25 protein-coding genes are annotated in these 26,312 nt (G+C 68.2%); 12 read left to right on the forward strand and 13 right to left on the reverse strand.

Going from position 1 to position 26,312, the window contains the following annotated elements; translation table 11 throughout:
- Nucleotides 1-31 precede the first annotated feature (31 nt).
- From ku to AC1RJ9_RS16710, 3 genes are all read right to left on the reverse strand, one after another.
- Nucleotides 32-862: a non-homologous end joining protein Ku gene (gene ku / locus AC1RJ9_RS16700; RefSeq protein WP_492838014.1), complete on the reverse strand. Its 831-nt coding sequence runs from the start codon at nucleotides 860-862 to the stop codon at nucleotides 32-34.
- Between the two features lie 54 nt (nucleotides 863-916).
- Nucleotides 917-1,948, reverse strand: a complete 1,032-nt coding sequence (locus tag AC1RJ9_RS16705; RefSeq protein WP_492838015.1) for a DNA topoisomerase IB — start codon at nucleotides 1,946-1,948, stop codon at nucleotides 917-919.
- A gap of 126 nt (nucleotides 1,949-2,074) precedes the next feature.
- Nucleotides 2,075-2,482: a helix-turn-helix domain-containing protein gene (locus AC1RJ9_RS16710; protein ID WP_099576434.1), complete on the reverse strand. Its 408-nt coding sequence runs from the start codon at nucleotides 2,480-2,482 to the stop codon at nucleotides 2,075-2,077.
- A 217-nt stretch (nucleotides 2,483-2,699) separates the two neighbouring features.
- Here AC1RJ9_RS16710 and AC1RJ9_RS16715 point away from each other — a divergent pair, with 217 nt between their 5' ends.
- Both AC1RJ9_RS16715 and AC1RJ9_RS16720 read left to right on the forward strand, forming a co-directional pair.
- Entirely contained in the window at nucleotides 2,700-3,710 is a 1,011-nt protein-coding gene (locus AC1RJ9_RS16715) for an NAD(P)/FAD-dependent oxidoreductase (RefSeq protein ID WP_492838016.1), read from the forward strand.
- Nucleotides 3,711-3,732: 22 nt separating this feature from the next.
- A complete protein-coding gene (locus AC1RJ9_RS16720) occupies nucleotides 3,733-4,896 on the forward strand; it encodes an acyl-CoA dehydrogenase family protein (RefSeq protein WP_492838017.1) in 1,164 nt (387 codons plus the stop codon).
- A gap of 100 nt (nucleotides 4,897-4,996) precedes the next feature.
- Here AC1RJ9_RS16720 and AC1RJ9_RS16725 read toward each other — a convergent pair whose 3' ends face one another.
- Nucleotides 4,997-5,713: an energy transducer TonB family protein gene (locus tag AC1RJ9_RS16725; RefSeq protein WP_492838018.1), complete on the reverse strand. Its 717-nt coding sequence runs from the start codon at nucleotides 5,711-5,713 to the stop codon at nucleotides 4,997-4,999.
- A gap of 193 nt (nucleotides 5,714-5,906) precedes the next feature.
- Between AC1RJ9_RS16725 and AC1RJ9_RS16730 the strand changes: the two genes are divergently transcribed.
- Nucleotides 5,907-6,779: a lytic transglycosylase domain-containing protein gene (locus AC1RJ9_RS16730; protein ID WP_492838084.1), complete on the forward strand. Its 873-nt coding sequence runs from the start codon at nucleotides 5,907-5,909 to the stop codon at nucleotides 6,777-6,779.
- On the opposite strand, the gene AC1RJ9_RS16735 is transcribed toward AC1RJ9_RS16730, so the two are convergent.
- The 3 genes from AC1RJ9_RS16735 to AC1RJ9_RS16745 all read right to left on the reverse strand — a co-directional run bounded on the left by AC1RJ9_RS16735 (nucleotide 6,766) and on the right by AC1RJ9_RS16745 (nucleotide 10,472).
- Nucleotides 6,766-7,956, reverse strand: a complete 1,191-nt coding sequence (locus AC1RJ9_RS16735) for a CaiB/BaiF CoA transferase family protein (RefSeq protein WP_492838019.1) — start codon at nucleotides 7,954-7,956, stop codon at nucleotides 6,766-6,768. The genes AC1RJ9_RS16730 and AC1RJ9_RS16735 overlap by 14 nt on opposite strands.
- A gap of 83 nt (nucleotides 7,957-8,039) precedes the next feature.
- Nucleotides 8,040-8,459, reverse strand: a complete 420-nt coding sequence (gene rnk, locus AC1RJ9_RS16740) for a nucleoside diphosphate kinase regulator (RefSeq protein WP_492838020.1) — start codon at nucleotides 8,457-8,459, stop codon at nucleotides 8,040-8,042.
- A gap of 222 nt (nucleotides 8,460-8,681) precedes the next feature.
- Complete coding sequence (locus AC1RJ9_RS16745) at nucleotides 8,682-10,472, reverse strand: hybrid sensor histidine kinase/response regulator (protein ID WP_492838021.1); 1,791 nt, start codon at nucleotides 10,470-10,472, stop codon at nucleotides 8,682-8,684.
- A 154-nt stretch (nucleotides 10,473-10,626) separates the two neighbouring features.
- Between AC1RJ9_RS16745 and spbR the strand changes: the two genes are divergently transcribed.
- Together spbR and AC1RJ9_RS16755 are read left to right on the forward strand one after the other, a co-directional pair.
- Entirely contained in the window at nucleotides 10,627-11,775 is a 1,149-nt protein-coding gene (spbR, locus tag AC1RJ9_RS16750) for a pole-localized protein SpbR (RefSeq protein WP_492838022.1), read from the forward strand.
- Nucleotides 11,776-11,829: 54 nt separating this feature from the next.
- On the forward strand, nucleotides 11,830-12,594 hold the full coding sequence (locus AC1RJ9_RS16755) for an NUDIX hydrolase (protein WP_492838023.1): 765 nt from the start codon (nucleotides 11,830-11,832) through the stop codon (nucleotides 12,592-12,594).
- Nucleotides 12,595-12,603: 9 nt separating this feature from the next.
- Here the strand turns inward: AC1RJ9_RS16755 and AC1RJ9_RS16760 are convergent, their stop codons facing one another.
- The 4 genes from AC1RJ9_RS16760 to AC1RJ9_RS16775 are packed head-to-tail and all read right to left on the reverse strand — an operon-like array spanning nucleotide 12,604 to nucleotide 16,149.
- A complete protein-coding gene (locus AC1RJ9_RS16760; RefSeq protein ID WP_492838025.1) occupies nucleotides 12,604-13,254 on the reverse strand; it encodes an ABC-type transport auxiliary lipoprotein family protein in 651 nt (216 codons plus the stop codon).
- The gene (locus AC1RJ9_RS16765; RefSeq protein WP_125158792.1) at nucleotides 13,251-14,189 is read right to left on the reverse strand and encodes an MlaD family protein; all 939 of its coding nucleotides are present in this window, start codon (nucleotides 14,187-14,189) and stop codon (nucleotides 13,251-13,253) included. The genes AC1RJ9_RS16760 and AC1RJ9_RS16765 overlap by 4 nt, the downstream gene beginning before the upstream one ends.
- Entirely contained in the window at nucleotides 14,189-15,037 is an 849-nt protein-coding gene (locus AC1RJ9_RS16770) for an ABC transporter ATP-binding protein (RefSeq protein WP_492838026.1), read from the reverse strand. Before AC1RJ9_RS16770 ends, AC1RJ9_RS16765 begins: the two co-directional genes overlap by 1 nt.
- Complete coding sequence (locus AC1RJ9_RS16775; RefSeq protein ID WP_492838027.1) at nucleotides 15,034-16,149, reverse strand: ABC transporter permease; 1,116 nt, start codon at nucleotides 16,147-16,149, stop codon at nucleotides 15,034-15,036. The genes AC1RJ9_RS16770 and AC1RJ9_RS16775 overlap by 4 nt, the downstream gene beginning before the upstream one ends.
- Nucleotides 16,150-16,396: 247 nt before the next feature.
- Here AC1RJ9_RS16775 and AC1RJ9_RS16780 point away from each other — a divergent pair, with 247 nt between their 5' ends.
- Entirely contained in the window at nucleotides 16,397-17,953 is a 1,557-nt protein-coding gene (locus tag AC1RJ9_RS16780) for a methyl-accepting chemotaxis protein (RefSeq protein WP_492838028.1), read from the forward strand.
- Nucleotides 17,954-17,956: 3 nt separating this feature from the next.
- Here AC1RJ9_RS16780 and AC1RJ9_RS16785 read toward each other — a convergent pair whose 3' ends face one another.
- Nucleotides 17,957-19,009: a LacI family DNA-binding transcriptional regulator gene (locus AC1RJ9_RS16785; RefSeq protein WP_492838029.1), complete on the reverse strand. Its 1,053-nt coding sequence runs from the start codon at nucleotides 19,007-19,009 to the stop codon at nucleotides 17,957-17,959.
- A gap of 231 nt (nucleotides 19,010-19,240) precedes the next feature.
- On the opposite strand from AC1RJ9_RS16785, the gene AC1RJ9_RS16790 reads away from it, so the two are divergent.
- Genes AC1RJ9_RS16790 through AC1RJ9_RS16800 form a run of 3 tightly spaced genes read left to right on the forward strand, consistent with a single transcriptional unit; the run spans nucleotide 19,241 to nucleotide 22,352 of the window.
- The gene (locus AC1RJ9_RS16790) at nucleotides 19,241-20,497 is read left to right on the forward strand and encodes an MFS transporter (RefSeq protein ID WP_125158787.1); all 1,257 of its coding nucleotides are present in this window, start codon (nucleotides 19,241-19,243) and stop codon (nucleotides 20,495-20,497) included.
- A 20-nt stretch (nucleotides 20,498-20,517) separates the two neighbouring features.
- Nucleotides 20,518-21,324 carry a TrmH family RNA methyltransferase gene (locus AC1RJ9_RS16795; protein WP_492838030.1) on the forward strand — a complete coding sequence of 269 codons (807 nt, stop codon included), beginning with the start codon at nucleotides 20,518-20,520 and terminating at the stop codon, nucleotides 21,322-21,324.
- 59 nt (nucleotides 21,325-21,383) lie between these two features.
- Complete coding sequence (locus AC1RJ9_RS16800; protein ID WP_492838031.1) at nucleotides 21,384-22,352, forward strand: alpha/beta hydrolase; 969 nt, start codon at nucleotides 21,384-21,386, stop codon at nucleotides 22,350-22,352.
- Between the two features lie 7 nt (nucleotides 22,353-22,359).
- On the opposite strand, the gene AC1RJ9_RS16805 is transcribed toward AC1RJ9_RS16800, so the two are convergent.
- Entirely contained in the window at nucleotides 22,360-23,079 is a 720-nt protein-coding gene (locus AC1RJ9_RS16805) for a helix-turn-helix transcriptional regulator (protein WP_492838032.1), read from the reverse strand.
- 93 nt (nucleotides 23,080-23,172) lie between these two features.
- Here AC1RJ9_RS16805 and AC1RJ9_RS16810 point away from each other — a divergent pair, with 93 nt between their 5' ends.
- The 3 genes from AC1RJ9_RS16810 (at nucleotide 23,173) to kduI (ending at nucleotide 26,300) form a co-directional block, all read left to right on the forward strand.
- Nucleotides 23,173-23,901, forward strand: a complete 729-nt coding sequence (locus AC1RJ9_RS16810; RefSeq protein ID WP_492838034.1) for a glutathione S-transferase family protein — start codon at nucleotides 23,173-23,175, stop codon at nucleotides 23,899-23,901.
- A gap of 350 nt (nucleotides 23,902-24,251) precedes the next feature.
- Nucleotides 24,252-25,016, forward strand: coding sequence for a FadR/GntR family transcriptional regulator (locus AC1RJ9_RS16815; RefSeq protein WP_492838035.1), 765 nt, complete (start codon nucleotides 24,252-24,254; stop codon nucleotides 25,014-25,016).
- A gap of 435 nt (nucleotides 25,017-25,451) precedes the next feature.
- Nucleotides 25,452-26,300: a 5-dehydro-4-deoxy-D-glucuronate isomerase gene (gene kduI / locus AC1RJ9_RS16820; protein WP_492838036.1), complete on the forward strand. Its 849-nt coding sequence runs from the start codon at nucleotides 25,452-25,454 to the stop codon at nucleotides 26,298-26,300.
- Nucleotides 26,301-26,312: the final 12 nt, after the last annotated feature.

Here is a 26,312-nt window from a genome sequence, read left to right on the forward strand (position 1 = left end):
CCGGCTTTCGCCGGGGAAAACGGAAGAAGGGCTAGCTGGCCTTCTTCCGCGCCGGAGCCTTGGCCGCAGGCTTCTTCGCCGGCGCCTTGCCCAGGCTGCTCCGCAGCGCCTCCATCAGGTCCACCACATTGGTGTCCTCCGGCTCGGCCGGCGCGGAGACCTTTCGCCCCTTGCCCTTCTGCTTTTCCTTGATCAGCGCCCGCAGCGCGTCCTCGTAGCGGTCGTTGAACTGCTCGGGATCGAAGGGGCCTTCCTTCTGCTCGATGATCTTCTGGGCGATCTGGATCATCGCCGCATCGGGCTTCTTGTCGGGGATGGCGTCGAAATAGGTCGCGGCGTCGCGCACCTCGCGGCGGTTGCGCAGGCTCCAGGCGACCATGCCGTTGTCGCGCGGCTCGATGGCCAGCAGGCGCTCACGCTGGTGCATGACGACGCGGCCCAGGGCGACCTGGCCCTCCTTGCTCATGGCCTCGCGGATCACGCCATAGGCCTCGGCGGCCAGCTTGCCGTCAGGAACCAGGAAGTACGGATTGTCCCAGTACAGTCGGTCGATGTCGGCCGCCGGTACGAAGGTCTCGATGTCGATGGTGCGGGTGCTTTCCAGGCGCACGTCGTCGATCTCGTCCTGGGTGATGACGACGTACTCGCCCTTCTCGTACTCGTAGCCCTTGACGATGTCCGAGCGCTCGATGGGGCCCAGGTCCGGATCGGTCGGGATCATCCGGATCCGGTTGTGGGTCTTCTTGTGCAGCATGTTGAAGTGCACGTCGCCGCGCGCATCGGTGGCGGTGTACATCGCGACGGGACAGGTCACGAGCGACAGGCGCAGGTGGCCTTGCCAGGTGGGGCGGCCGGCGGCCATGGGCGTTTTCTCCATTCGAGCCGACTCAACGGCGCTCGTCGCTGGGGCGTTCCGCTAAGCTTCGGCGCACGAGGCCTGGGCCGCTTCCAGGAAGCGGATGGTGGCCAGTTCAAAGGCGCGCTCCGACCGGCCCGGCTTCAGCGGCAAGACGCCTTGCTGATAGGATTCCAGCACCAGCGGATGGATGTAGGATCCGCGGCAGACGGCGGCGGTGTTGCCCAGCAGGCCGGCGACGGCCTTCACGCAGGTGTTGACGTTGCGCTTCGCCTCGGTGGCGCTGGTCGCCTTGGGGATCAGGCACAGGGCGCGCGCCGCGGCCAGGGTGCCGGCCCAGGTGCGGAAGTCCTTGGCCGAGAAGTCCTCGCCCATCGCCGCGCGGATATAGGCGTTGACGTCGGCGCTCTCGACGGTGCGGCGCTGAGCGTTCTCGTCGAGATACTGGAACAGCCGCTGGCCGGGGATGTCCTGGCAGGCCTTGACGATGCGGGCCAGGCGACGATCACGGAAGCCGGTCGTGTGGACCACGCCGCTCTTACCCTTGAACTGGAACGCGCCGCCGACGCTGGACAGCCTGGCGTGGCGATCGCGCAGGGTGGTCAGTCCGAAGCTCTTGTTCTCCTTGGCGTAGGCCTCGTTGCCCACGCGGATCAGGGTCAGTTCCATCAGCCGCACAACGGCGGCGACGACCTTGTCGCGGGGCAGGCCTCGGTGGGCGAGGTCCTTTTCGACCTGGGCGCGCAGCTTGGGCAGGGCTCGACCGAAGGCGATCATGCGGCCGAACTTCAGCCCGTCGCGGTCGCGCCGCCAGCCGTCGTGATAGCGATACTGCTTGCGGCCCCGCTGGTCGCGGCCGGTAGCCTGGATGTGACCGCGCGGCGAGGGACAGATCCAGACGTCGGTCCAGGCCGGCGGAATGGCCAGGGCGCGGATGCGGTCGAGCGTCCTGGCGTCGTCGACGCGGTCACCGTCGGGATCGCGATAGTCGAAGCCGTCGCCGCTCTTGATCCGCCGCAACCCGGGATCGTCGTCGTTGACGTAGAGAAGGCCGGGCGGGGCCGGCTGGAGATCGACCGTGTCGCGTGGCATGTCCTTGGCCTTGTCAGCGCTCCGTCGCCGGATCAACGATGGGCGTGAGGAGGCGGTTCCGAATGCGAAAAGGCCCGCGATTCGCACATCGCGGGCCTTTCGAAAGCGGTGCTGGGCGGAAGCCGTTTAGGGCGCGTCGTCGTCCACCATGGCGCGGACCAGGTCGACGACCCGGCGGCGCAGGCGGCGGTCCGACAGGCGCGGGAACAGGCTGGCCAGCTCCAGGCCTTCGGGCGTGGAGACGAACTCGGTCATACGCTGGGCGAAGCCGTCGTCGATACCACCGTCGGTGTCCTCGAGGCCCTCGAAGAAGTAGGAGACAGGCGCTTGCAGCAACTTGGCGGCATCATAGAGCTTGCTGGCGCTGATGCGGTTGGCGCCACGCTCATACTTCTGGATCTGCTGGAAGGTGATGCCCAGAGCGTCCGCGACTTGGGTCTGGGAAAGTCCCATCATCTTGCGACGAATTCTCAGCCGGGCGCCCACATAGAGATCAACGGGGTGGGCTGGTTCGACTGCGGGTCGATCGTTCATCCGCCTCTATTCCATCTGCGCCGCGCGGCGGCCTTCATGCCAATGTTAACGGGTATAGACACAGCTTGGCTGCATCGTCACGTCCGGACGTGCACGGAACGGGTCTTCGCGCCAAAGTGTCGCGCTCGATTTACTATCGTTAATGATGAATAGATCGAGTAACCAGCATGGTCATTCCGGACTTGACGTTCGCGCGCCTGGAAGGTGTTTGCGCGCCATGACAGTTCAATCAGGCGCGCGTATCGCCGTGGCTGGCGCCGGCGCTTTGGGATCCGCCGTGGCGCTGCGCCTGGCGCGAATAGGGTTCAAGGTCACGATCTTCGATCCGGCCGCGCCGGGTGACAATGCCTCCGGCGTGGCGGCCGGCATGCTGGCGCCGGTCAGCGAGGCGCTGTTCGATCCCGCCTCGCGCGGGCACCTCTCCATCATGCGCCGCGCCCGCGACCTGTGGCCGGCGTTCGCGGATGACCTGGGAATCGCCCTGACTCGCGCGGGCGTGCGGTTCGAGGGTTCCCACGCCTGGCGCGGTCAGGTCGGCGAGCGACTCGCGGCCCTTGGCTTGCCCGACGCCGACACGACCGCCGAGGACTGGCGCATCGAGGCGCAATCCGCGCTGGCGTCGATGCGCGCGGCGGCGCTAGCCGCCGGAGCGCGGTTCGAGACAGGAACGGTCGAGGCCTTCGCGCCCGGCGTCCTGACCTTGGCCGACGGTCGCACCGAAGCCTTCGACGCCCTGGTGCTGGCCACCGGCCCTGGCGTGCGAGATGGCCGCCTGGCGCCCGAGACCCAGGTCCTGGCGCCGATCAAGGGTCAGATCCTGCGAGTTTCCGCCGAGGCCGTTGGCGCGGTGGTGCGCGGCGAGGGCGTCTATCTGGCGCCGGGCGAGGATCTGGCCATCGGCGCGACCATGGAGGCTGGCCGCGACGACCTCGCGCCGGACGCCTCGGCGACACAGGGCCTGCGCGCGGCGGCCTGGGCTCTGAGGCCGGAGCTGGATCTCGACGCGGCCAAGGTCGAGGTCGGCGTTCGCGTCACCACGCCTGACGGCCTGCCGCTGGTGGGCTGGAGCCGGGCGCCCGGCGTCATGCTGGTCGTCGGCGCGCGGCGCAATGGCTGGCTGTTCGCGCCGCTTGTGGCCGACATGGTCGCGGCGTATCTGAATGGCGATAACCCGGGCCCGGACGCCGCTGTCATGGACGCGCGCCGTTTCGAGAAGTCCGAGGGCTGACAACGCAGGGGAGTAGGGCCGGATGTCCGGATTCTGGTTGACCGAAGAGCAGGAAGCCATCCGCGAGGGCGTGGCCAAGGTGTGCGCCGCCTTCGACGACGAATATTGGCGTCGCACGGACGAGACCGGAATCTTTCCCGAGGAATTCGTGGCCGCCATCGCCGAGGGCGGCTGGCTGGGCGTGGCCATGCCGGAGAGCGTCGGCGGGGCCGGCCTGGGCCTGACCGAGGCCGCCGTGATGATGCAGACCGTGGCCCAGTCCGGCGCGGGCTTCTCGGGCGCCTCGGCCATCCACCTCAACATCTTCGGTCCGATGCCGCTGGTGAAGTTCGGCTCGGACGAGCAGCGCGATCGCCTGCTGCCTCGGATCATCTCGGGCGAGGACAAGATGTGCTTCGCGGTGACCGAGCCGAACTCGGGCCTCGATACGTCCAGCCTGGAGACCCGCGCCGAGAAGGTCGACGGCGGCTATCGGTTGAACGGCCGCAAGATCTGGACCACCGGCGCCCAGCGCGCCAACAAGATCCTGATCATCGCCCGCACCACGCCCAAGGACCAGTGCGCCAAGCCGCACCAGGGCCTGTCCCTGTTCTACACCGACGCCGAGAAGATCGAGGCCAAGCCGATCCCGAAGATGGGCCGCAAGGCCGTCGAATGTAACATGCTCTTCATCGAGGACCTGTTCGTTCCGGCGCGGGATCTGGTCGGCGAGGAGGGCAAGGGTTTCGCCTACCTCCTGCATGGCCTGAACCCGGAGCGGGTGCTGTTCGCCGTCGAGGCCATCGGCCTGGGCCGCGCGGCGTTGGCCAAGGCCACCACCTACGCCAACGAGCGGATCGTGTTTGGCCGGCCGATCGGCAAGAACCAGGGCGTGGCTCACCCTCTGGCCAAGTCTTGGGCCGAGCTGGAGGCGGCCAACCTGCTCGCCTTCAAGGCGGCCGCTCTCTACGACCAGGGCAAGGACTGCGGGGCCGAGGCCAACGCCGCCAAGTACCTGGGCGCCGAGGCCGGCTTCCACGCCTGCGAGAACGCGGTCCTGGCCCATGGCGGCATGGGCTACGCCAAGGAATATGACGTCGAGCGCTACTTCCGCGAGGCGATGATCGCCCGCATCGCGCCGGTTAGCCGCGAGATGATCCTGAACTTCATCGCCGAGCGCGTGCTGGGACTGCCGAAGAGCTACTAGTTCCTCCTGTCATCCCGGGCGAAGACCCGGGACCGCAGCAAGCGCCGAGCTTTCCGCGGTCCCGGCTCTCCGCTGCGCTGCGGCCGGGATGACAGAAACTTCAGGCGCCCGCGCTGAACCGGATCGGGATGCGGACCGTGGCGCCGTCCACGGCCTGGCCGTCCTCCATCTGCGGCTTCATCCTGAAGAAGCGCGAAATCTTCAGCGCCGCATTGCCGAAGCCTTCGTCGGCGGGCGTTTCGGAGGCCACCACGCAATCGCGGACCGCGCCGTTGAGGGCGACCGTGCAGCTCAGCGTCGCCGAACCGGACAGGCCGCGCCGCTGGGCGTTTTCCGGATAGTAGCGCGAGACTTCGTCCGCCGAGGGCGTGCGCAGCCAGTTGGCCCGGGTGATCACCTTGGGCTGGGGCGCGGGCGGTGGCGTCGGCGCGGCCGGGACCGTCGGCAGCACGGGCGGACCATCGACGGCGGGGCCGGGTGGGATGTCCAGCGGCTTGACCGGCAGCGGATCGGGCGCGGGGAGCGGCGTCGGAACCGGCGTATGCAGAAGCAACTGGTTCCGCGGCGGCGGCTGGTCCGTCCGCGGGGGAGGGGGCGGCGGCTTCGGCGGCGTGTAGGGCAACTCCAGCCTGAAGCCCGGATCCTCCTGCGCCATCGGCAGGGGCGTGACGTATTTGGTGTAGGCCAGGTAGCCGATCAGGCCGAGGTGCGCGGCGGCCGAGACGGCGATGCCGATGACCAGCACCTTCGAGGGTTTGCGCGGGGTGTCGTCCAGGCCGGGGATGCCGGAGCCGCTAGGATGGAGAGCCAGGTTCATGTCGATCTCCTACGCTGGATTACAGTTGTAGGATCAGGTCAGCACGAACGCGCGTGGCTGTAAATTGACAATCGTAATCTCAGTGGCGATTTGTCTTACACTTGTAATAATGGGTGCGGCATGTCGTCATACGGGGGCAGCTGGTCAACGTGGTTAATCGCGAATTAACCATAGTCGCCGACTCCTGATGTCCATGCCCGCCGTCAGTTCCATCCGCAGCGTCGTCGAGTCGGCGATCCAGCGCGCGTCCAGCGCGACGGGGGTCGACTTCACGTTCCTGATGGGCACGGCCAAGCGCGAAAGCGGCTTCAACCCGGCCGCCAGAGCCCGAACCTCCTCGGCGTCGGGCCTCTTCCAGTTCGTCGACCAGACCTGGCTGTCCACGCTGAAGAAGCACGGCTCCAAATATGGTTACGCCCGCTATGCCGATCTGATCTCGCAGGGGCCCGACGGTCGCTATCGAGTCAATGGCGACGAAGCCCGCAAAGCCGTGCTGGGCCTCAAGGCCGATCCGCACGCCGCCTCGCTGATGGCGGGTGAACTGACCTCAGACCACGCTTCGTATCTGCGGGGGCGGGTGGGACGCGACCCGACCTCCGGCGAGCTATACGCCGCCCACTTCCTGGGTCCGGCGGGTTCGGCTCGGCTGATCCAGGCCGCCACGGCCTCGCCGGGCGCCAGCGCCGCGGCGATGTTCCCGGACGCGGCCCAGGCCAACAAGTCGATCTTCTACAAGGATGGCCGCGCCGCCACGGTGGGCGAGGTCTACGCCAACCTGACAAGGACCGGCGGCGCGACGCGCGTCACCGAGCAGCCGGACACGGTGCGTCTGCCCGAGGGCGACCAAGGCTTCATGCAATATGCCGGCGGCCGCCGTCTGGAGCGCATCCGCCAGCAGGAGGCGATGGTCGACCTGATCCTGCGCGGCTCGCAGGACGCCGCCAACCCGTTCGGCGGCTCGGGCGCCTCGAGCATGGGCGGCGGTCAGCGCCTGGCCAGTTCGATGTTCTCGGCCGAGATGCTGCGGGTGCTGGCCGAGGCCAACGACAAGGTCAAGCAGCGCTGAGTTTGGTTAGCTCAGATACCTGATCCTCGGACCAACCCAACTCTCTGAACACCGCCGCCGTGTCCGCGCCCAGCTTCGGCGCGGGTCCGCGCGGGCCGTCCTCCGCGCCGGGAAAGCGAGCCGGAGCGGCGGGCGCCTTGAACGTGCCGCCCGCGCCGTCGGGCGTGTCGACGAAGCAGCCGGCGGCTTCCGCCTGCGCATCCGCGGCCAGCTCGCGCGGGGTCTGATAGGGCGCCCAGGTGATGTCGCCGGCGTCCAGGGCTCCGGCGGCGTCGTCATAGGCCATGGCCCCGAAGGCTTCATCCAGGATGTCGACGAGCGCCTGGCCGTTCTCGCGGCGGGCCTTGGCGTTGGCGAAGCGGGGATCCTGGACCAGCTCTGGCCGACCGGCGGCGGCGGCGATACGCGGCCAGTCGACCGAACCCTGGCGGGGCAGCAGGCAGATCCAGCGACCGTCGGCGGTCTTGTAGAAGTTGGCCAGCGGCTGCACCGCCTCGCGCCGCCCCCGCGTCGAGGCCAGTTTCCCGAACCGCAGCTGGATCGCCATGTCCGAACCGATCGCGTAGACGCCCGTACGGAGCAGCGAGGTCTCGACCAATCGGCCAACGCCCGTGCGCTGTCTTTCGTGGACCGCCGCCAGGATCGCCGACACGGTGGCCAGCGAGGTGACGTGGTCACCCATGCCGGTGCGGATCGGGAAGGGTTCGGTCCCCTTCGGCGCGGTGATCGATCCCACGCCGGCGCGGGACCAGAAGGCCGCGACGTCCATGCCGGGCTTGTCACGATCCGGGCCCGTCAGGCCGTAGCCCGTCAGGCTGCAATAGATCAGGCGCGGATTGACCGCCTTCAGCGCCTCGTGGTCGAGGCCGGCGCGGGCCAGGGCGGCGGGGCGGACATTGGTGAGGAAGATGTCGGCCGTGGCGGCCAGGGCCTTCAGGGCGTCGCGGCCCAGGTCGGACCGGATGTCCAGCACCACCGCCCGCTTGCCGCGGTTGTCGAGCTCGAAGATCGGGTTGGCGTCCTGGTCGGAGCCGATGGTGTCGAAGAACCGCCGCATCGGATCGCCCTCGGGCGACTCGACCTTGATCACTTCGGCGCCCCAGTCGGCCATGATCCCGGCCGCGCCGGGGGCGGCGATATAGGTCGCCAGTTCGACGACTCGCAGTCCCTCCAGCATCGCTCTCTCCCTTTTCTCGTTGCGCGAGAGTGTGCGGACCGGGGCGGAGATTGGAAAGGCTTACCTGGCGGCAAGCCCTCCGTTCAGAACACGATGCAGCCGGGCGGTTCGACCTTGAGGATGCGCAGCGACCGCTCGTGACCGTCGCGATCGGGCCACTGGATCGACTGGCCGACGGAGAGGCCGATCAGGCCCGCGCCGACCAGGGACAGGACCGAGATCTTGCCGGCCGCGATGTCGGCCTCCTTCGGATAGACCAGCAGCACCGAGCGCGCCACGCCATGGGCGTCGTCCTCGAACCGGACGGTCGAGCGCATGCGAACGACGCCATCGGGCATATCGCCGTCGGGGCGGATCTCGGCGCGGTCGATCTCCTGCAACAGCATGTCGGCCGCGAGCGGCGCCGCCTGCTCCATCTGCAGGGCCAGGGTGGAAAGGCGGTCGACCTCGGTCTCGGCCATGATGATGCGCGGACGCGCCACGGCGTCCTCTTGCGGGGGCATGGAAAGCTCCTGGCGATGATGTGAAGACGCGACGGCGCGGGCGGCGCGCCGTCAGATGACGATGGGAGTGATGTTCGCCCCGAACGCCCGCGACGGATGCGCGGACGGTTCGGGGCTACGAGCCCGCGAGCAGGCTACCGCCGTGATGGCGAAAACGCCGAAAGGTCGAGCGCGAGAACATGCGTCATTCTCCACTCGCCGTCTGGCTTGTCAAACCGAAGCTCAGGCGGCTTCCGATCGAGCGGCGCGACGGTCGAGCGCGGCGGCGTCGGCCAGGGCGCGGGCGACACCGGCCACGCTGACCGGCTTGCGCAGCATGATGTCGGCGCCGGCCTCCAGGAAGCCGGTGGCCTCTTCGCCGTCGCCGTCGATGATGGCGACGATCGGGGCGTGTCGGTTGGGGCCTTCGCTGTCGCGCAGGCTGGCGGTGGCGGTGGGGCCGTCCATCACCGGCATGTGGTGGTCCAGCATGAGGAGGTCGAATTCGGCGATCTTGGCCAGGTCGGCGGCGCGACGCCCATTCTGGGCGTGGACCACCTGGTGGCCCAGTTGCTCCAGAATGGCGCGCAGCATCGCCGCGTTCAGGGCGTCATCCTCGGCGATCAGGATCCGTAGGGCGCGCGGCGCGCCCGAGGTGTCGGCGGCCGCGGCCTCCATCTCTTCGGCGTCGACCGCGTACTGTGCGTCCGGATCGAAGGGCAGGGTCAGGGTGAAGCAACTGCCGACGCCCACGGCGCTACGCGCCTCCAGGGCGCCGCCCATCAACCGGGCCAGCTGGCGCGATAGCGACAGGCCCAGGCCCGCCCCGTTGACGCCGGCGCCGGTGCGCTCGATGCGGCGGAAGGGCTCGAACGCCTGCTCGATCTCCTCGGTCGACAGGCCGGGGCCAGTGTCGGCGATCTCGATGGCGATCTGCCCGTCACGGGGTTCAAGACGAACCTCGATGCGACCGCGCACGGTGTACTTGACCGCGTTGCCCAGCAGATTGGCGATGATCTGGCGGGTGCGCAGGGCGTCGGCGACGGTCGCGCCCCTGTCGCGGATGCGCAGCAGCGGGTCGACATGGACCGTCAGCTCCAGGCCCTTGGCCGCAGCGTGCGGCTTATCCAGCAGGGCCAGGTCCTGGACCAGGCGGACCGGGTCGAACGGTTGAGCCTCGACGCTGAGGCGGCCGGACTCGGCGATCTCGGAATCGAGCGTGGCGTTCAGCACCGCGATCAGGTCCTGGGCCGCGTCGAGGGCGGCGTTCAGCTGTTCGCGCGAGGGCGCGGCGCGGCCGCCCTTGCCGGCGGCGGCGGCCAGCACGTGGGTGACGCCGGTCAGGCCGTTGCGGATCTCGTGGCTGAGGGTGGCGACGATGTCCGACTTGCTGCGCGCGGTGCGCTCGGCCGCCTCCAGCACCCGCAAGCGTTCGTCGACCAGGTGTTCGTGTCGGACGGCCAGGTCGTGCTGGCGGCGGAACATGCGGTTCAGGATCAGCGCCAGGGTCATCGCCAGGGCGATGGCGCCCCAGGTCAGCTCGCCCAGCTGGCGGTCGCTGGCGAAGGAGGCGATCAACGGGCCGGCCGCGGCGATCGGCGCGATGATCAGCAGGCCCGCCAGATAGGGCGCGGCGAAGAAGGCGCAGAGCACCGCGCCGGCCGTGGCCAGCATTAGCAGGGGCTCTCGCGCCGGTCCGGCGCCCAGCGCGAAGACCGAGACCTGCACCGAAGCCAGGGCCCAGAGCACGCCGCCCATCACCTGGACTCGTGCTCTGCGGTTAAGATCTTGCGACGCTTCGTCGCGCAGCCAGTTCACCACCGCGTAGAAGGCGCCCCAGTTGATCGCGAACACCGCGAAGCTGGCGGTCATCCAGACGCGGTTGGCGGCGAACGATCCGATCCATACGAACAGGGGCAGGCTGACCGCGAAAACCCCAAGCGCGTAAGGCAGCAACGCCGTCTGGGCGTCCAGGGCCTTGGCGAGGTGGGCGCCCTCTGTCGAGATATCTTGTGGGCGGCGCTCGGCGAGCAAGGTCGCGCTCCTCGTGATTGAGGACGCACCTTAGGGGAGCGTGGTTTGTACCCGGTTACGGGGTATCGTTAATCCACAGGTACAAAGTTCAAACAATCATTAAGCCTAACCGTCGAAGATGGGGCTCCAAGTCCCAGACTCTCGGCAGGCGACCATGGCCACCACACGCGCCGCTCTCACCGATTCCGACATCCGCATGCTCGTGAAGGGCGCGACGCCGGACGAACGGGCGCTGGCCGCGCACAAGCTGTGCCGCACCATCGACCGCGGCGCGCTCAGCGATGAGGACCGCCAGGTCGCGCACGAGATCCTGCGGGTGATGGCCGCCGACGCCGCCGAGCTGGTGCGTCGCGCCATGGCGGTGACGCTGAAGAATTCCATGGCTCTGCCGCCGGACGTCGCCAACCGCCTGGCCCGTGACGTCGAGAGCGTCAGCCTGCCGATCATCAGCTTCTCGCCGGTGTTCACCGACACCGACCTGGCCGAGATCGTCCGCGTCGGGGGCGCGGCGCGCCAGAAGGCGGTGGCCAGGCGTCCCAAGCTCTCCAGCCGTATCACCACCCTGCTGGTCGAGCAGGGGGACGAGGACGTGGTCGCCACGGCCTGCGCCAACGACAACGCCCGCTTCTCGGAAGTGACGCTGCAGAAGGCGCTGGATCGCTTCTCCAAGTCGGAGAGCGTGCTGCAGGCCGTCGCCTATCGCACGGCTCTGCCTCTGGCGGTCAGCGAGCGCCTGATCGACATGGTCGGCGAGCAGCTGCGCGACCATATCCTGACCAGCCACGCCCTGTCGGCCGAGCGCACGATGGAGCTGATCATCGGCGCCAAGGAACGGGCGACGATCGATCTGGTCGACCAGGCCGGCCGCGCCGGCGACCCGAAGGCTTTCGTGGCGCATCTCAGCAAGGTCGGCCGCCTGTCGCCGTCGCTGCTGCTACGGGCCCTGGCCCACGGCCACATGACCTTCTTCGAGTGGGCCGTCGCCGAACTGGCCGGCATTCCGCACCACCGCACCTGGCTGATGATCCACGACGCGGGCCCCCTTGGCCTGAAGGCGATCTGCGAGCGGGCCGGGCTGCCGCCGCGCCTCTACTCGGCCTTCCGCGCCGGCGTCGACGCCTTCCACGGCCTGGAGTTCGACGGTGGCGCGAACGACCGAGAGCGTTTCCAGGAGCGCATGATCCAGCGCTTCCTGACCTCGTCGCACACGGTCTCGCGCGAGGATAGCGAGTACCTGATGGACCGCATGGATCGCAGCGCCAACCGCCGTCGCGCCAATCGCGAGGATCAGGGCGCGGCCTAACAACTGTTCGAAAGAGGTATGGGCAAGCTCGCGCGGCGGCGCCAGACTTGCCGCATGTCCGACTCCTCGCAAGGCGCGATCCGCCTCGCCGCCACCGTACTGCTGCTTCGAGACGCGCCCTCGTTCGAGGTGCTGATGGTTAAGCGGCATCACCAGATCGACTTCGCCGCCGGGGCCCTGGTGTTCCCCGGCGGCAAGAGCCACCAGGGCGACAGCGATCCGCGATGGCGCGAGCTGGCCATCGGCTTCGACGAGGTGGGGCAAGACGGCGTGGCCCTGCGCATCGCCGCCATCCGCGAGGCCTATGAGGAAGCCGGCGTGTTGCTGGCCCGCGACAGGGACGGGGCCTTCTATGCCGGCGAGGCGGCCAAGGACGTCCGCGCGGCGGTGGCCGAGGACAAGGTGGCCTTTCTCGACGTGGTCGAGGACCTGGGCCTGAAGCTGGATCTCTCGGCCCTGACGGTGTTCGCGCGGTGGATCACCCCCAGGCTGATGCCCAAGCGCTTCGACACCTGGTTCTACGTCGCCCACGCGCCCCTGGCCCAGCAGGCGATCTGCGACGGCCACGAAGCGGTCGACGCCGAGTGGATCGCCCCGAGCCTTGCGCTCGACCTGGCGGCCTCGGGCGAGCGCAAGGTGATCTTCCCCACGCGCATGAACCTTCAACTGCTGGCCGAGAGCGCCAGTCCCGTAGACGCCGTGACGCGGGCCGAGGCCCGGGAGCTGGTCACGGTCGAGCCGTGGGTCGATGGCCGGGTCCTGCGGATCCAGGAGAACGCCGGCTATGGCGCGGTGACCGAGCCCCTGGAAGCGCTCTGAGCGCGCGCTCTAGGATTTGATGCCCGGTCCCGCCGCGTTGACCCAGCCCACCACGTCGCCCAGCACCTTGGCGACGGCCTGGTCATAGGCCGGCACGATGGCCGAGACGCGGTTGTCGGCGGCTTTCACCCTGGCCTCGAAGATCTGGTCGCCGACCAGGGCCCGGTCGCTGTTGCGGTTCAGGACGCCGCGCACGCGGACCACGATCTCGGGAGCGGCCTTGGGGCCGTTGACGTAGTCGGCCTCGAACTTTCGCACCTCAAGGCGCAGCACCAGGTCGGCCTTGGCCACCTCGCCTCGACCGATCAGGCGAGCGCGGCCCGGATCGTTGTCGAACGCGCGGGCGATGGCTTCCTCGAACAGGATGAAGGCCGGGGAAACCCACCGCGCGTCGGCGATATAGGCGACTTCGCCATTGGTCACGGTCAGGAGGCGGTCGCTCGCCGCGGCGCGGGTGAAGGCCGACGGAGCCTTCAGAACGCCGAACATCGCGCCGGGTGGACTCTTGGCGACGCTGAGGTCGGCGTCGCCGAAGCGATAGGTGGTCACCGGCTTGGTCTTCGGGAAGACGCTGATGCAGGCCGAGAGGCTGAACGCCACGGCCGAGACGGCCAGGACGCGTCCAAAGGTCTTGGCGACGTTGCGGATCATCGGGCTCACGGCTTGACCTCCACTTCCTTGGCTGGGGCCTTGCCGACCACGCCACGGGGGTTCTGTTCGACGTCGGCGACCAGGCGGTCCAGGGACTCGGCGGCCGACTGCAGGGTGACGATGGCCGCCGAGAGTTGGGGCAGGCCGGTGCTGGCGAAATCGCTGGTCGGACCTTCCAGCTTCGAGATCATCGAGCGGGCGTCCTTGGCGGCGGCCTTCAGTTCGGCGGCGGCGTCGCCGGCCTCCTTCAAGGTGCGCTTGGCGTCGCCATCGACCAGACCGTTGGCGCTGTTGGCCAGGTTGGTGATCGACTGGGCCGTCGCATCGATGCTCTGAAGCGCCTTCTGCGCGTCGGCGATGATTTCCTTGCGCTCGCGCAACTCGGCGGTGACCGCCTGGACGTCGCTGAGCGAGGCGCTGAAGGTCTTGATGTTCTTGTCCGAAAGCACGCGGTTGACGCGGTCCAGGGCCTCGATGGTTCGTGTCAGAACCGTGCCTCCGCCCTCGAGCAGGTCGGAGAGGGCGCTGCGCTGGCTGCGCAGGACGGGAACCTTGCCGTTCTTGACGGTGTCCTTCAGCAGCTCCTTGTTCGGCGAGCCGGCGGTGATCTGCACGTAGTTGACGCCGGTGATGCCTTGCGGCTCCAGCGTCGCGTAGCTGTCGACCTTGACCGGCACGTCCGAGGTCATGCGGACGCGGGCGATGACGCGGTTGGGATCGGTCTTGTCCAGCTCGATGCGGCTTACCTCGCCGACCTTGATGCCATTGAAATGGACCTCGCCGCCCGTCGACAGACCGCGCACCGGACCGATGAACAGGATGTCGTAGAGGTCGTAGTCCTTGCTGAAGCTGACCTTGGCCAGCCATACGACGAAGATCACCAGCCCCATGAACAGGGCGAGGGATATGGCCCCGACCAGGGCGTAGTTGGCGTTTCTTTCCATCAGACGTCCGTCCTTGCCTCGGCCGGAGCCTCGGCGGTCGCGGCGGCGCGTCCCCGGGGGCCCAGGAAGTATTGCTTGATCCAGGGGTGATCCGAACGCTCGAGTTCGCGAACGGGCGCCACCGCGACGACCTTCTTGTCGGCCAGGACGGCGACACGGTCGGTGATGGCGTAGAGACTGTCCAGGTCATGGGTGATCATGAACACCGTCAGGTCCAGGCTGTCCGACAGGTCCTTGATCAGAGAGTCGAAGGCCTCGGCCCCGATCGGGTCGAGACCGGCGGTCGGCTCGTCCAGGAACAGCAGTTCGGGGTCCATGGCCAGGGCGCGGGCGAGACCCGCGCGCTTGCGCATGCCGCCCGAAAGCTCGGCCGGCTTCAGGAGCGCGGCGCGGGCGGGCAGGCCGACCATGGCGATCTTCAGGTCGGCGATCTCCTCGATCTCGCGGCGAGGCAGCTTGGTGTGCTCATAGAGCGGCGCGGAGACGTTCTCGCGCACGGTCAAATTCGAGAACAGCGCGCCCTGCTGGAACAGCACGCCCCAGCGCCGCTCGACCGACGACCATCGCCGACGCGAGGCCGTGCGCATATCGCCGCCGAACAGCCGGACTGTGCCGCCGTCGGGGGGCTTCAGGCCGATGATGGTGTTGAGCAGCACCGATTTGCCGCTGCCCGAGCCGCCGACGACGCCCAGCACCTCGCCGCGCTCGACCTTGAGGTCAAGTCCGTCGTGGATAACGTTGTCGCCGAAAGCGGAGACCAGGCCCCGCACGTCGATCGGGTGCCTCTCGGCTTCGGCTGTGTCGACGAAGGGCTCGGATTCGGGCGCGTTCTGTGCGGAGCGGGTCAAATGTCCAGCTCCATGTAGACCAGGGCGAAGATCGCATCGATCAGGATGATGGCGAAGATGGCGTGCACCACGGCCGCCGTCACGCGTCGGCCCAGGGACTCGACGTCGTTGCCGACCTCCATGCCCTGGCGGCAGCCGATGGCGGCGATCACCGCGGCCATGACCGGCGCCTTGGACATGCCGATCCAAAAGTGGGTGGCGCCGACGAAGTCGATGATCCGCTGCAGGAAGAAGGTCGGCGACAGATCCAGCACGGCCCAGACCACCAGCATGCCGCCGGCCAGACCCGCGATCGTCGCCACGAAGACCAGCAGCGGAATGGTGAAGAGCAGGGCGGCGAAACGCGGCAGGACCAGCGCCTCGTAAGGGTCCACGCCCATGACCTGCATGGCGTCGATCTCCTGGTTCATCTTCATCGAGCCGATCTCGGCCGCGAAGCTGGAGGCCGAGCGGCCGGCCAGCAGGATGGCGGTGATCAGGATGTTGAACTCACGCATCACCGAGATGCCGATCAGCTCGACCGAATAGACCTGGGCCCCGAAGTCGGTGAGCATGTTGGCGCCCAACAGGGCCACCACCGCGCCGATGAAGAAGGTGGTGACCGCCACGATCGGCAGGGCGTCGAGGCCGGCGCGCTCGCAAAGGGCCACGATCGGCGCCCAGCGGATGCGGCGCGGGTCGACGACGCAGCGGCCCAGGGCGACCAGCAGGTGGCCCAGGAAGATCATGGTGCCGTAGCCGTCCTGGAACAGGCCGAAGACGCCGCGGCCGATCCGCTCAAGCAGGGCGTGGACGCCGCCTGGGCGAATCGTCGGCTCGGGCTCGACCTGGATGGCGGCGCGGACCAACTCCAGCAGGCGCAGCACCTCGCGGCGGGCCTGGACGTTCTGCGGCTCGAGGTTTTCGCCGCCCGCGCGCAGAATCGCGTAGGCGCCGGCGGTGTCGCAGCGATTGACGCCCGTGAGGTCCATGTCGAGCGCGTGCTTGCTGGAAAGGGCGCTATCCAGGCGCAGGCCCGCGTCGAGCAGCCCCCGTGCGGTCCAGTCCCCGGTCAGCACGGCAGTCGTGCGGCCGTCCTGGTCGGTCAAGGTGAAGTCCGCCGGTAAAGCCATGAAGTCCTGGGGGGCTCGTTTCCTGGTTATATCCAAGCCCCGCCATGGACCTGACAAGCCCAAAACGCGCCAAGGCGCAGCTTGTTGCTGGATAAGGCCCGCGAGCTCGAAAAAAGGCCGCGTGCTCGCCACGTGACATAGTGGTGCAGCACGGCCGCGCGGGGGGATGAACTTTAGTCTTGGTTAACGGATTCCCTTCACGAACATGGCCGACGAATTCCTATGTGCCGGACTGGAGTACTAACGCATGAGCGCGCACGCCAAGCTTGATCAGCGAATGGCTTTCATGCGTTTCGACGAGCGTTCGCGGTCGGCTCTGCGAGGCCTCAAGCCCGTGATCGACGCCGAGATCAACGGCGCGCTGGGCGCGTTCTACGCCCAGGTTCGGGCCTTCCCCGAAACGCGCGCCAAGTTCCGCGACGACGCCCACATGGCCGGCGCCGAACGCGCCCAGGCCGCGCACTGGCGCAGGATCGTCCAGGCCGACTATAGCGACACCTATGTTCGCGATGTCGAGCGGATCGGTCGCGCTCACGTCAACGCCGATCTGCAGCCGCGGTGGTATATCGGCGGCTACGCCCTGGTGGCCGAGGCGCTGATCCGCGCCGTCGTCGCCAAGCGCGCCAAGGGCCTGTTCAGCAACGCCGCCAAGTCGGACGCCGACCTGGCCGACGGCCTCTCGGCCCTGACCAAGGCCGTGTTCCTCGACATGGAACTGGCCATCTCCAGCTATCTCTCGCTGCTGCAGGAAGAGCGCGAGGCCCTTGAGGTCGAGCGCGAGGCCGCCGAGCAACGCCAGGCCCAGGCCGTCAAGGCGGTCGGCGAGGCCCTGTCGCGCCTGGCCGCGGGCGACCTGTCGGCCCGCGTCGAGGGCGACCTGGCGCCCGAGTTTCAGGGCCTGAAGGTCGACTTCGAGCAGGCCGTCGGCGCGCTGGGCGATGCCATGCGCTCGGTCGAGCACTCTGCCGGCGGCATTCGCTCGGGCGTCGAGGAGATCGCCCGCAGCGCCGAGGACCTGTCGGAACGCACCAAACGGCAGGCCGCCACGCTTGAGCAGACGGCCGCCGCCGTCGAGCAACTGACCGGCGCCGTCGGCAGGACCGCCAAGAGTGCGCGCGAGGTCTCCTCGCGGATCAGCGAGGCCTCGACTGAGGCCGAACGCTCAGGGGACATCGTCACGCGCGCCGCGGAGGCCATGACCAAGATCGAGGCCCAATCCTCGCAGGTGAACCAGATCCTGGGCATGATCGACGAGATCGCCTTCCAGACCAACCTGCTGGCCCTGAACGCCGGCGTCGAAGCCGCTCGCGCCGGTGATAGCGGCAAGGGCTTCGCCGTCGTGGCGCAGGAGGTGCGGGCCCTGGCCCAGCGCTCGTCGCAGGCGGCCAGCGAGATCAAGTCGCTGATCACCGAATCGAGCCGTCAGGTCAGCGAGGGCGTCGACCTCGTCGGCCAGACGGGCGCTGCGCTGCGCGGCATCCATGAGAAGGTTGGCGGCATCGACGAACTGGTCAACGCCATCGCCGCCTCGGCCAGCGAGCAGGCCACGGCCTTGGGCCAGGTCAATTCGGCCGTGAACCAGCTGGATCAGGTGACCCAGCGCAACGCCGCCATGGTCTCGCAATCGACCGAAGCCACCCATGCCCTGCGCGTCGAGGTCGCCGACCTGTCGAACCGCGTCGGTGTCTTCCGCCTGGACGGCCGTCCGCAGAGCTTCCAGCCGGCTCACCGCGAAGAGTCCGCCGAGAACCCGGTCCACGCCGCCCGGGCGCGCGTCGCCGCCTTCGCTCGTCCGGGTCGCTAAGGTCTACTTCGGCGGCGGGGCCGTCGAGGCGCGATGGATCAGTTCGAACGGCAGGAGCTCGTCCACTGGTCGTTCGGGCGGATCGTTGCTCCTGGCTTGAGCGATCAGCAGCTTGGCCGCCACCGATGACATCTCCGCCACGGGCTGACGCACGGTCGTCAGCTGAGGGCGGCTGAAGCGTGAGCTGGGGCTGTCGTCGAAGCCCGCCACGGAGACATCGCCCGGCGTCATCAGCCCGGCCTCGGCGATCGCCGCGATGCAGCCCAGCGCCATGTCGTCGTTGCTGGCGAAGATCGCAGTCGGGCGCTCGGGCAGGGCCAGCAGCGCCTTGGCCTGCTCCAGGCCCGACTGGAAGGTGAAGTCGCCCTGGCGCACCCAGTCGTCGAGCACAGGCAGGCCGCGCGCCTTCATGGCCTCAAGATAGCCTTGCCGTCGCGCCTGGCTGGCGCCGTAGCGCGGCTCGCCGACGATAAAGCCGATCCGTTCGTGGCCGAGGGCGGCCAGGTGCTCGGTCATCTCGCGGGCGGCGGCGACGTCGTCCATGTGCACGCGGGGGCCAAGGCCTTCGGCGCGTTCGGGGCCGACGCGAACATAGGGCGTGCCGGTCTTGTCGAGGATTTCCAGCACGCCGGGATTGTCGGAGGAGGGCGGGGTCAGGATCACGCCGTCCGGCTTCAGCGCGGCGATGAAGCCGGCCACGTCCTGGCGCACATTCGGGCCGTCGTTGTCGATCAGCTCGATCAGCAGGTGATAGCCGGCCTCGCGGCAGCGCAGGGTCGCGCCTAGTTGGATACGGCTGAGATAGTCGGCCCCGCGCTCGCTCTGCCAGTGGTCGATGGTCAAGGCCGCGTCGACGAAGACGGCGATCACGAACGAGCGCGAGCCGGCCAGGCTGCGCGCCGACAGGTTGGGGCTGTAACCAAGCTCGCCAGCCGCCTCCAGGACACGATCGCGCATGGCGGGCCGTACGTTCGGCTCCTTGTTCATCACCCGCGAAACGGTCTTGATCGAGACGCCCGCCCGCGCGGCGACGTCGTAGATCGTCACCGAGGCCATCAGACCGTCCCGATGCTGTTCTGACTCATGCTCATACGGCCAACCTAGAGCGTCCCCGCGCGATAGGGAAACTCCCTGCTTAACCACACGCGACCCCTTGTGCCGCAACGAAGGCGCGGCCACTGTCCGGACCGGACGCGGCGAAAGACCGCGACGAGCCCGTTGAAAAGCGGGTTCTATCAAAAGCGTTCGGGAGCGTGGCGTTCGCCGTGTTCCTGGGGGAGGTGATGATTGCGGCCTGACGATGGGGCCCGGCCCAAGGAGCCGGTGCGCGCGAACTTCATCGCCGCCTATACCCTCGCCCAGATCGGGGCCTTTGTTTCGTTTCAGCCGCTTCTGCAAGTCCTGCTGCCGCTGAAGGCCGAGTCGATCGACGCGGCTTCCAAGGCGGTGGTGCTGAGTCAGGTCGCCTTCTATGGCGCGATCGCCGCCAGCATCGCCAACCTGCTGGCCGGAGCGATCAGCGACCGCACCACCTCGCGCTTTGGTCGCCGGCGGCCCTGGATGGTGGTCGGCGCGATCGGCGCGTCCCTGGCCTATCTGGCGATCATGAACGCCAAGACGCCGCTGGCCCTGATCGGCGGCGTTATCCTGTTCCAGCTGACCTTCAACCTGTGTTTCTCGGCCCTGGTGGCCGTCATGCCCGACCGGGTGCCCGACACCCAAAAGGGCATGGTGGCGGCTTTCCTCAGCCTGGGGAACCCAATCGGCACGGCCGCCGGCGCGGTGATCATCGGCGGCCTGCTGGTCGTCGAGTGGCAGCGCTACGCGGTGATCTCGGCGGCGCTGCTGTTGGGCCTGGCGCCCTTCGTGCTGCGCCTGAAGGACCCGCCTCTGGCGAAAGCCGATGTGCCGCCGTTCCACCTGCGGGAGTTCATCGCCGGCCTGTGGGTCAGCCCGCGCGAGCATCCCGACTTCGCCTTCGCCTGGGCGGGCCGGTTCATGGTGCTGGTCGCCCTGAGCCTGGTGCAGAGCTACATGCTCTACTTCCTCCAGGACGTGGTGGAGTATCCGCGTCTCTTCCCGGGTCATCGCTCGGAGGAAGGCCTGGCGATCCTGGCGACGGTCTCGACGGTCTTCAACGTCGCCTGCGCCATGGTGGGCGGGGTGCTGTCGGACCGGATGCAACGGCGCAAGCTGTTCGCCTTCGGCGCCGCCCTGACCATCGCCGCGTCGATGGTCGTGTTCTCGCTGACCTCGGACTGGAACGTGCTGCTGGCCGCCTATGTCGTCTATGGCTGCGGGGCGGGCTGCTACTGCGCCGTCGACATCGCCCTGGTCACCCAGGTGCTGCCTTCGCAGCGCGATGCTGGCAAGGACCTGGGCGTGATCAACCTAGCCAACACGCTGCCTCAGGCCTTGGCGCCGGCCCTGGCCGTATGGAGCCTGGGGCCGACCCACGGGAACTTTCAGCTGTTCTTCCTGATGGCCGCGGGGCTGGCTTTGGCTGGCGGTCTGGCGATCCTGCCGATACGAGGGGTGCGCTAACCACCGCCTCAGGGATCGCCTTGCCCCAGTTCCGCGTCGTCACCGATCCCGAAGATCCCGCCGTCGCCCCGTTCCGGGCGATCAAGGAGCGGGACCTGGTCGGGCGCGAGGGCCTGTTCATCGCCGAGGGCGAGACGGTGCTGCGGGCCTTCGTTCGCGATGCGCCGCGGCGCGTGGTCTCGCTGCTGATCGATCCGAAGCGCAAGGACAAGCTGGCCGACGTCTTCGCGTGCCTGCCGGAGGACGTCCCCGTCCACCTCGCCGAGCAGGCGGTGGTCGACGCCATCGCCGGCTTTCATCTGCATCGCGGCGTGCTGGCGGTGGGGCGCAAGCCCGATCCGATCCCGGCGCGCGACCTGCTGGCCGGCCTGCCGGCGCGAGCGATCGTGCTGGTGCTCTGCGGCATCGCCAATCACGACAACATCGGCGGCATCTATCGCAACGCCGCCGCGTTCGGGGCCGACGCGGTGATCCTCGACGCCGATTGCTGCGATCCGCTGTATCGCAAGGCCATCCGCGTTTCGGTCGGAGCGGCGCTGTCGATCCCCACCGCCAAGCTGGACCGCGGCGAGGACATCGCCGACCTGCTGGCCGCGACGGGTTTCGAAGGTTTGGCGCTGAGCCCCTCGGCGACCGAGATCCTGGCGCGGCTGACGCCCGCGCCCCGGACAGCGGTGCTGCTGGGCGCCGAGGGGCCCGGCCTGACGCCCGAGGTCATGGCGCGGGCGAGGACCATCGGCATCCCGATGGCGGGCGGCTTCGACTCGCTCAACGTCGCTACGACGAGCGGAATCGTGTTGCATCACTTGCGGTTCGCGCAGGGCTAGGAAACCGGTTTCCCAGGCTCTAGGGTCTCGCCAGAACATCCCGTCAGAAGGCTAGATCCATGCTGAACCGTCGCGGCGCCCTGGCGACCTTTGTCACCGGCTTCCTCGCTTCGCTGGCGGCCAAGAGCGTCGAGGCCGCGCCCGTGGATCAGGATCCGACCGAAACCATCGTCCTGTGGTCAGCCGGCGCGCCGGGCGGCGAGGCGGTTACCGTCACCGAGCAAATCCTCGAGCGCGGCGATCCCAACGGCGTGCGCGACCGGGCCATGGCCCATACCCGCAAGCCGGTGCTGATGGTGTTCCGGCCCAAGACCTCGAACGGCGCGGCGGTGATGCTGATCCCCGGCGGCGGCTATGTGCGGGCGGTGCTGGACAAGGAGGGCTACGAGATGGCCCGCTGGCTGAACCAGCGCGGCTACACCTGCTTCGTCCTGTTCTACCGCATGCCGGGCGACGGCTGGACGGCGGGCGCCGACACGCCGCTGCAGGACGCCCAGCGCGGCATCCGACTGATCCGGTCGCGGGCGGCCGAGATGGGCTTCAGTCCTGACCGGGTGGCGATCATGGGCTTCTCGGCCGGCGGCCACCTGGCGGCCAGCCTGACCACCCGCTTCGCCGACAAGACCTACGCGCCGGTCGACGCCGCCGACGACCTTTCGGCCAAACCCAACCTTTCGGGTCTGATCTATCCGGTGATCAGCATGGACCCGTCCATCGCCCACGCCGGTTCGCGCAAGGAACTGCTGACCGCCGACGCCTCGCCCGAGCGGGCGGCGGCGATTTCCCCCGAGCGCCTGGTGACGACAGGCCTCTCGCCGGTGTTCCAGTTGCACGCCGCCGACGACAAGTCCGTGCCGGTGGCCAACAGCCTGGTGATGTTCGCGGCGCTGAGGGCCAAGGGCGTGCCGACCGAGATGCACATCTTCGAGGAAGGCGGTCACAGCTTTGGCCTGCGCGGCACGCCCGGTAAGCCCGTGGCGGCCTGGCCCAGCCTGTTCGAGACCTTCGCCAAACGGCACGGGATCTAAGAGCGCCTCAGCAGTCCGCCTTTTCCTTCAGCTTCCAGGCGGCGATCTCGGCGTCGCGGAACTTGATCCACTCGCCGCGCAGCACCGCCGGCCGTTTGCCGTGGCGTTCCTCCAGGAACTCCGCGCCGACCACGCGATCGGTGCGGAAGGTGCGGAACGCCTCGCGCAGTTCGCACCAGGCGATGATCATGCGGATCGTCTCGCGATAGCCAACGGTGACCGGCCAGATCACCCGCGCGCTGACCGCGCCGGCCCCGTCGCTGTAGTCCAGGCGGATCTTGCGGCCGGCGTGGATCCAGGCGCGGACCTGGGCGACGTCGATGCGGTCGGTTTCGGGCTTCCAGGCCGGTGAGGCGCCGATCGCCGGCTCCAGCACATAGGGCCGCAGACGATCGGGCACGGCGGAGGCGATCTTGCTGATCAGGTCGTTGGCGGCCTTGGCCAGGACCGGATCGCCGCGCCCGGCCACCCACTGCGCGCCCAGCACCGCCGCCTCGATCTCGTCGGGGGTCAGCATCAGGGGCGGCATGTCGAAACCGGCCTCCAGCACGTAGCCGATCCCGGCCTCGCCACGGATCGGCGCGCGCTGGCCCACCAGGGCGGCGATGTCGCGATAGACGCTGCGTTTCGACGTCTCCAGTTCGGTGGCGATGGCGTCGGCGGTCACCGGCGCGCGACTGCGGCGCAGGATCTGGATGATCTGGAAAAGGCGTTCGGCGCGTCTCATGGGCTCGAATATCGGCGATCGCTACTGACAGCATGCTGGCAGTAGCCTGGCGGTAGCAAGTCGTCACCACGACATTCGTGATGGAGAGGGACGATGATCACGCTATTCGCCGCCGGAGCCGGGTTCGGGCTGCCTGAGATCAGCCCCTATGTGACCAAGACAGAGGTCCAGCTGATGATGGCTGGTCTCGACTACAAAAAGACCAAGGGCAGTCGCGAGACCGCGCCCAAGGGTCAGTTGCCGTGGATCGAGGACGCCGCCGTGGCGATCGGGGACTCGACCTTCATCCGCGCTCACATCGAGCAGAAGTACGCGATCGATCTCGACATCGGCCTGTCGGGCAAGGAGCGCGCCCAGGCGTGGGCGATCGAGCGCATGATCGAGAACCAGCTGGGCTGGGTGTCGGCCTATTTCCGGCACCTCGATCCGGCCAACTTCGCCAAGGGCGCCGCACGGTGGTTCGACGAGGCGCCGGAGCATGTGCGGGAAGACCTGAGGCGCGGCCTGCAGGAAGCGATCGCCGCCAATATCCGCGCGGTCGGCGTCGGCCGTCATCTGCGCGAGGAGGTCGTCTGGCTGGGCGGCCTGTCGCTGCGCTCGCTGGATGAACTGCTGGAGGACAAGGCCTATCTGATGCGCGACAGCCATCCGGTCGGCGTCGACGCCACGGCCTTCGCCATGCTGGCGGGGATCATGACGCCGCACTTCGAGTCGCCGTTGCGTCGCGAGGCCGAAAGCTATCCGCGTCTCGTCGACTATGTCGGCCGGATGATGGCCCAGTTCTATCCGGCTCATCCCTGGGGCCTGAAGCAGGCGGCGTGAGGCATGTGACGGAGCCAATTGGTCGTATGATCTAGCTTGTTGCCGCTTAACTGGTCAGGCCATTTTTGGTTGCGTGGCTGGCCAATTCGGCTAGGTTGAGCGGGCGCGACGAGCGGGGCTCCATCCTTGCTTGGTCGCTTGCTCGTCGACCACAGGCGTTGCGTACCTTGCGCCAACCTCCTCCCGGGGCGGCCGACGATGGCGGCCGGAGTCCTCCCTCCGGTCGCTCCGCCGGGATTTATGGTAAGGCCACTCGAGCTTCGTCGGTCCGCGAGCGCTTGTGAGCCAGGGGCGCGCGCGCTAGTCCTGTGTGACGCGCCGATCGTGGCGCCTGTCCGTGGCCGTTCGTGATGTCGACCTCTTCGCCGGATTCAAGGCTCTATCAGCAGGTCGCCGCGACGATCAGCGGCGCGATCGCCGACGGCGTCTATCAGCCGGGCCATCGCCTGCCGTCCGAGCGCGACCTGGCCGACGAGTTCGGCGTCTCGCGTCCCACCGTCCGCCGCGCCGTCATCGCGCTGGAGATGCGCGGGCTGCTGGAGGCCCGCCAGGGCTCGGGCGTCTATGTTCGTCTCGACCAGCCGCCGCCGCCGGTGAAGGACCTCGACATCGGAGCCTTCGAGCAGGCCGAGGCGCGTCGTTTGTTCGAGGGCGAGGCCGCGGCCCTGGCGGCCACCCTGATCACCGACGAGGAACTGGCCTATCTTGAGACCCTGGTCGCCGAGATGAACAGCGACGCCTCGACCAAGGAACAGTCCGAACTGGCCGACCGCCAGTTCCACATCTCCATCGCCCAGGCCACGCGCAACAACGCCGTGGTGCGGATCATCGAGAGCGCCTGGGACCTGCGCTACCGCTCGCGCCTTTGCATGCAGATGCTGGAGAAGGCCCGCCACGTGCGCAAGCGGCCGCTGAAGGACGAACACCAGGAGATCGTCGAGGCCCTGCGGACGCGCGATCCCAAGGCCGCGCGCGCCGCCATGCAGACCCACCTGGGCGGGCTGATTGAGAACCTGCTGCTGACCGCCGAACTGGAGGCCATCGAGCGCACCCGCGAGAGCCTGGCGGCCAAGCGCGAAGAGATCGCCCTCCGGGCGGCCAGCGCCGCGAAGTAGGGAAGAGCGCGGCTAGCGCCGCGAATTCGACCCTGCGCCCTCCACAAAAGCAGGCTGATCCGCGGCGGGTGCGGAGTGCGCGGCGGTCGACGTGGAGGCGAGCAGCGGATGCCGCGGGCTCATTGTTGACCACATATTGGTATGCCCAAATAATAGCGAATGGTCAGGCTGCTTATCGAGAGGCGCCGTTTCGCGAGCGGATTTGGCCTGGGTGGCTGCCTTCGCTGTCCAATCCGAAGGATGGTTGGGGGTGCATGAGCTAGTGACAACGTTAGCATAGAATCGGGCGCGTTCAGCCTTTACGGCTTTACGATCAAATTGGTAATGTCAGTTTCGCAACCAGTGAGACGGGGGATGGATGCGCGTCTTGGAGCGACCGCCGGTGAAGGCGGCGACCGGCCAGCAACCTTCCCGAAGTGGAGGCCAGTTCGGCCGATGAGCGTTCAGATGGACTATCGTGAGAGCACCGATCGCGCCGGCATGAGCCGCATGACGGTGCGCGAGCTGCGCGACACCTTCGTGATCGACAGGCTGTTCCGGCCGGGCGAGCTGTCGCTCAGCTATCTGGAGATCGAGCGGGCGGTGGTCGGTTCGGCGACGCCGACCGATGCGGCCCTGAGCTTGCCGACCCACAAGGAGCTGGCCTCGCGGTTCTTCTGCGAGCGTCGCGAGGTGGGCGTGATCAACATCGGCGGTCCCGGTAGCGTGACCCTGGACGGCGAGCGCTTCGACCTGGCGCGGCACGACAGCCTCTATATCGGCCGTGGAACCGAGGTCGTCAGCTTCGAGAGCGACGATCCGGCCGATCCGGCCAAGTTCTACTTCGTCAGCTATCCAGCTCACGCCAACTACCCCAGCAAGCGGGTGCGGCGCGACGAAGCCAGGACGATCCAGGCGGGGGAGGCGACAACCGCCAACCGCCGGGTGATCCGCCAGTCGATCCGCCCCGGCATCGTCGACACCTGCCAGCTGGTGATGGGCTTCACCGAGCTGGCCGACGGCAATGTCTGGAACACCATGCCGCCGCACACCCATCGCCGGCGCAGCGAAATCTACATGTACTTCGACACCGACCCTGGCCGGGTCATGCATTTGATGGGGGAGCCGTCCGAGCCGCGCGCGGTGTTCATGGACGAGGGCGAGGCGGTGTTCTCGCCCAGCTGGTCGATCCACAGCGGGGTCGGCACCTCGAACTACACCTTCGTCTGGTCGATGGGCGGGGAGAACCTGGAGTTCGACGACATGGACGTCCTGGCGGTCTCGGATCTCGGCCCGAATATCTAAGACCAAGCGCCT

It is taken from the genome of Caulobacter sp. GW822-FHT07D08 (assembly GCF_058798735.1).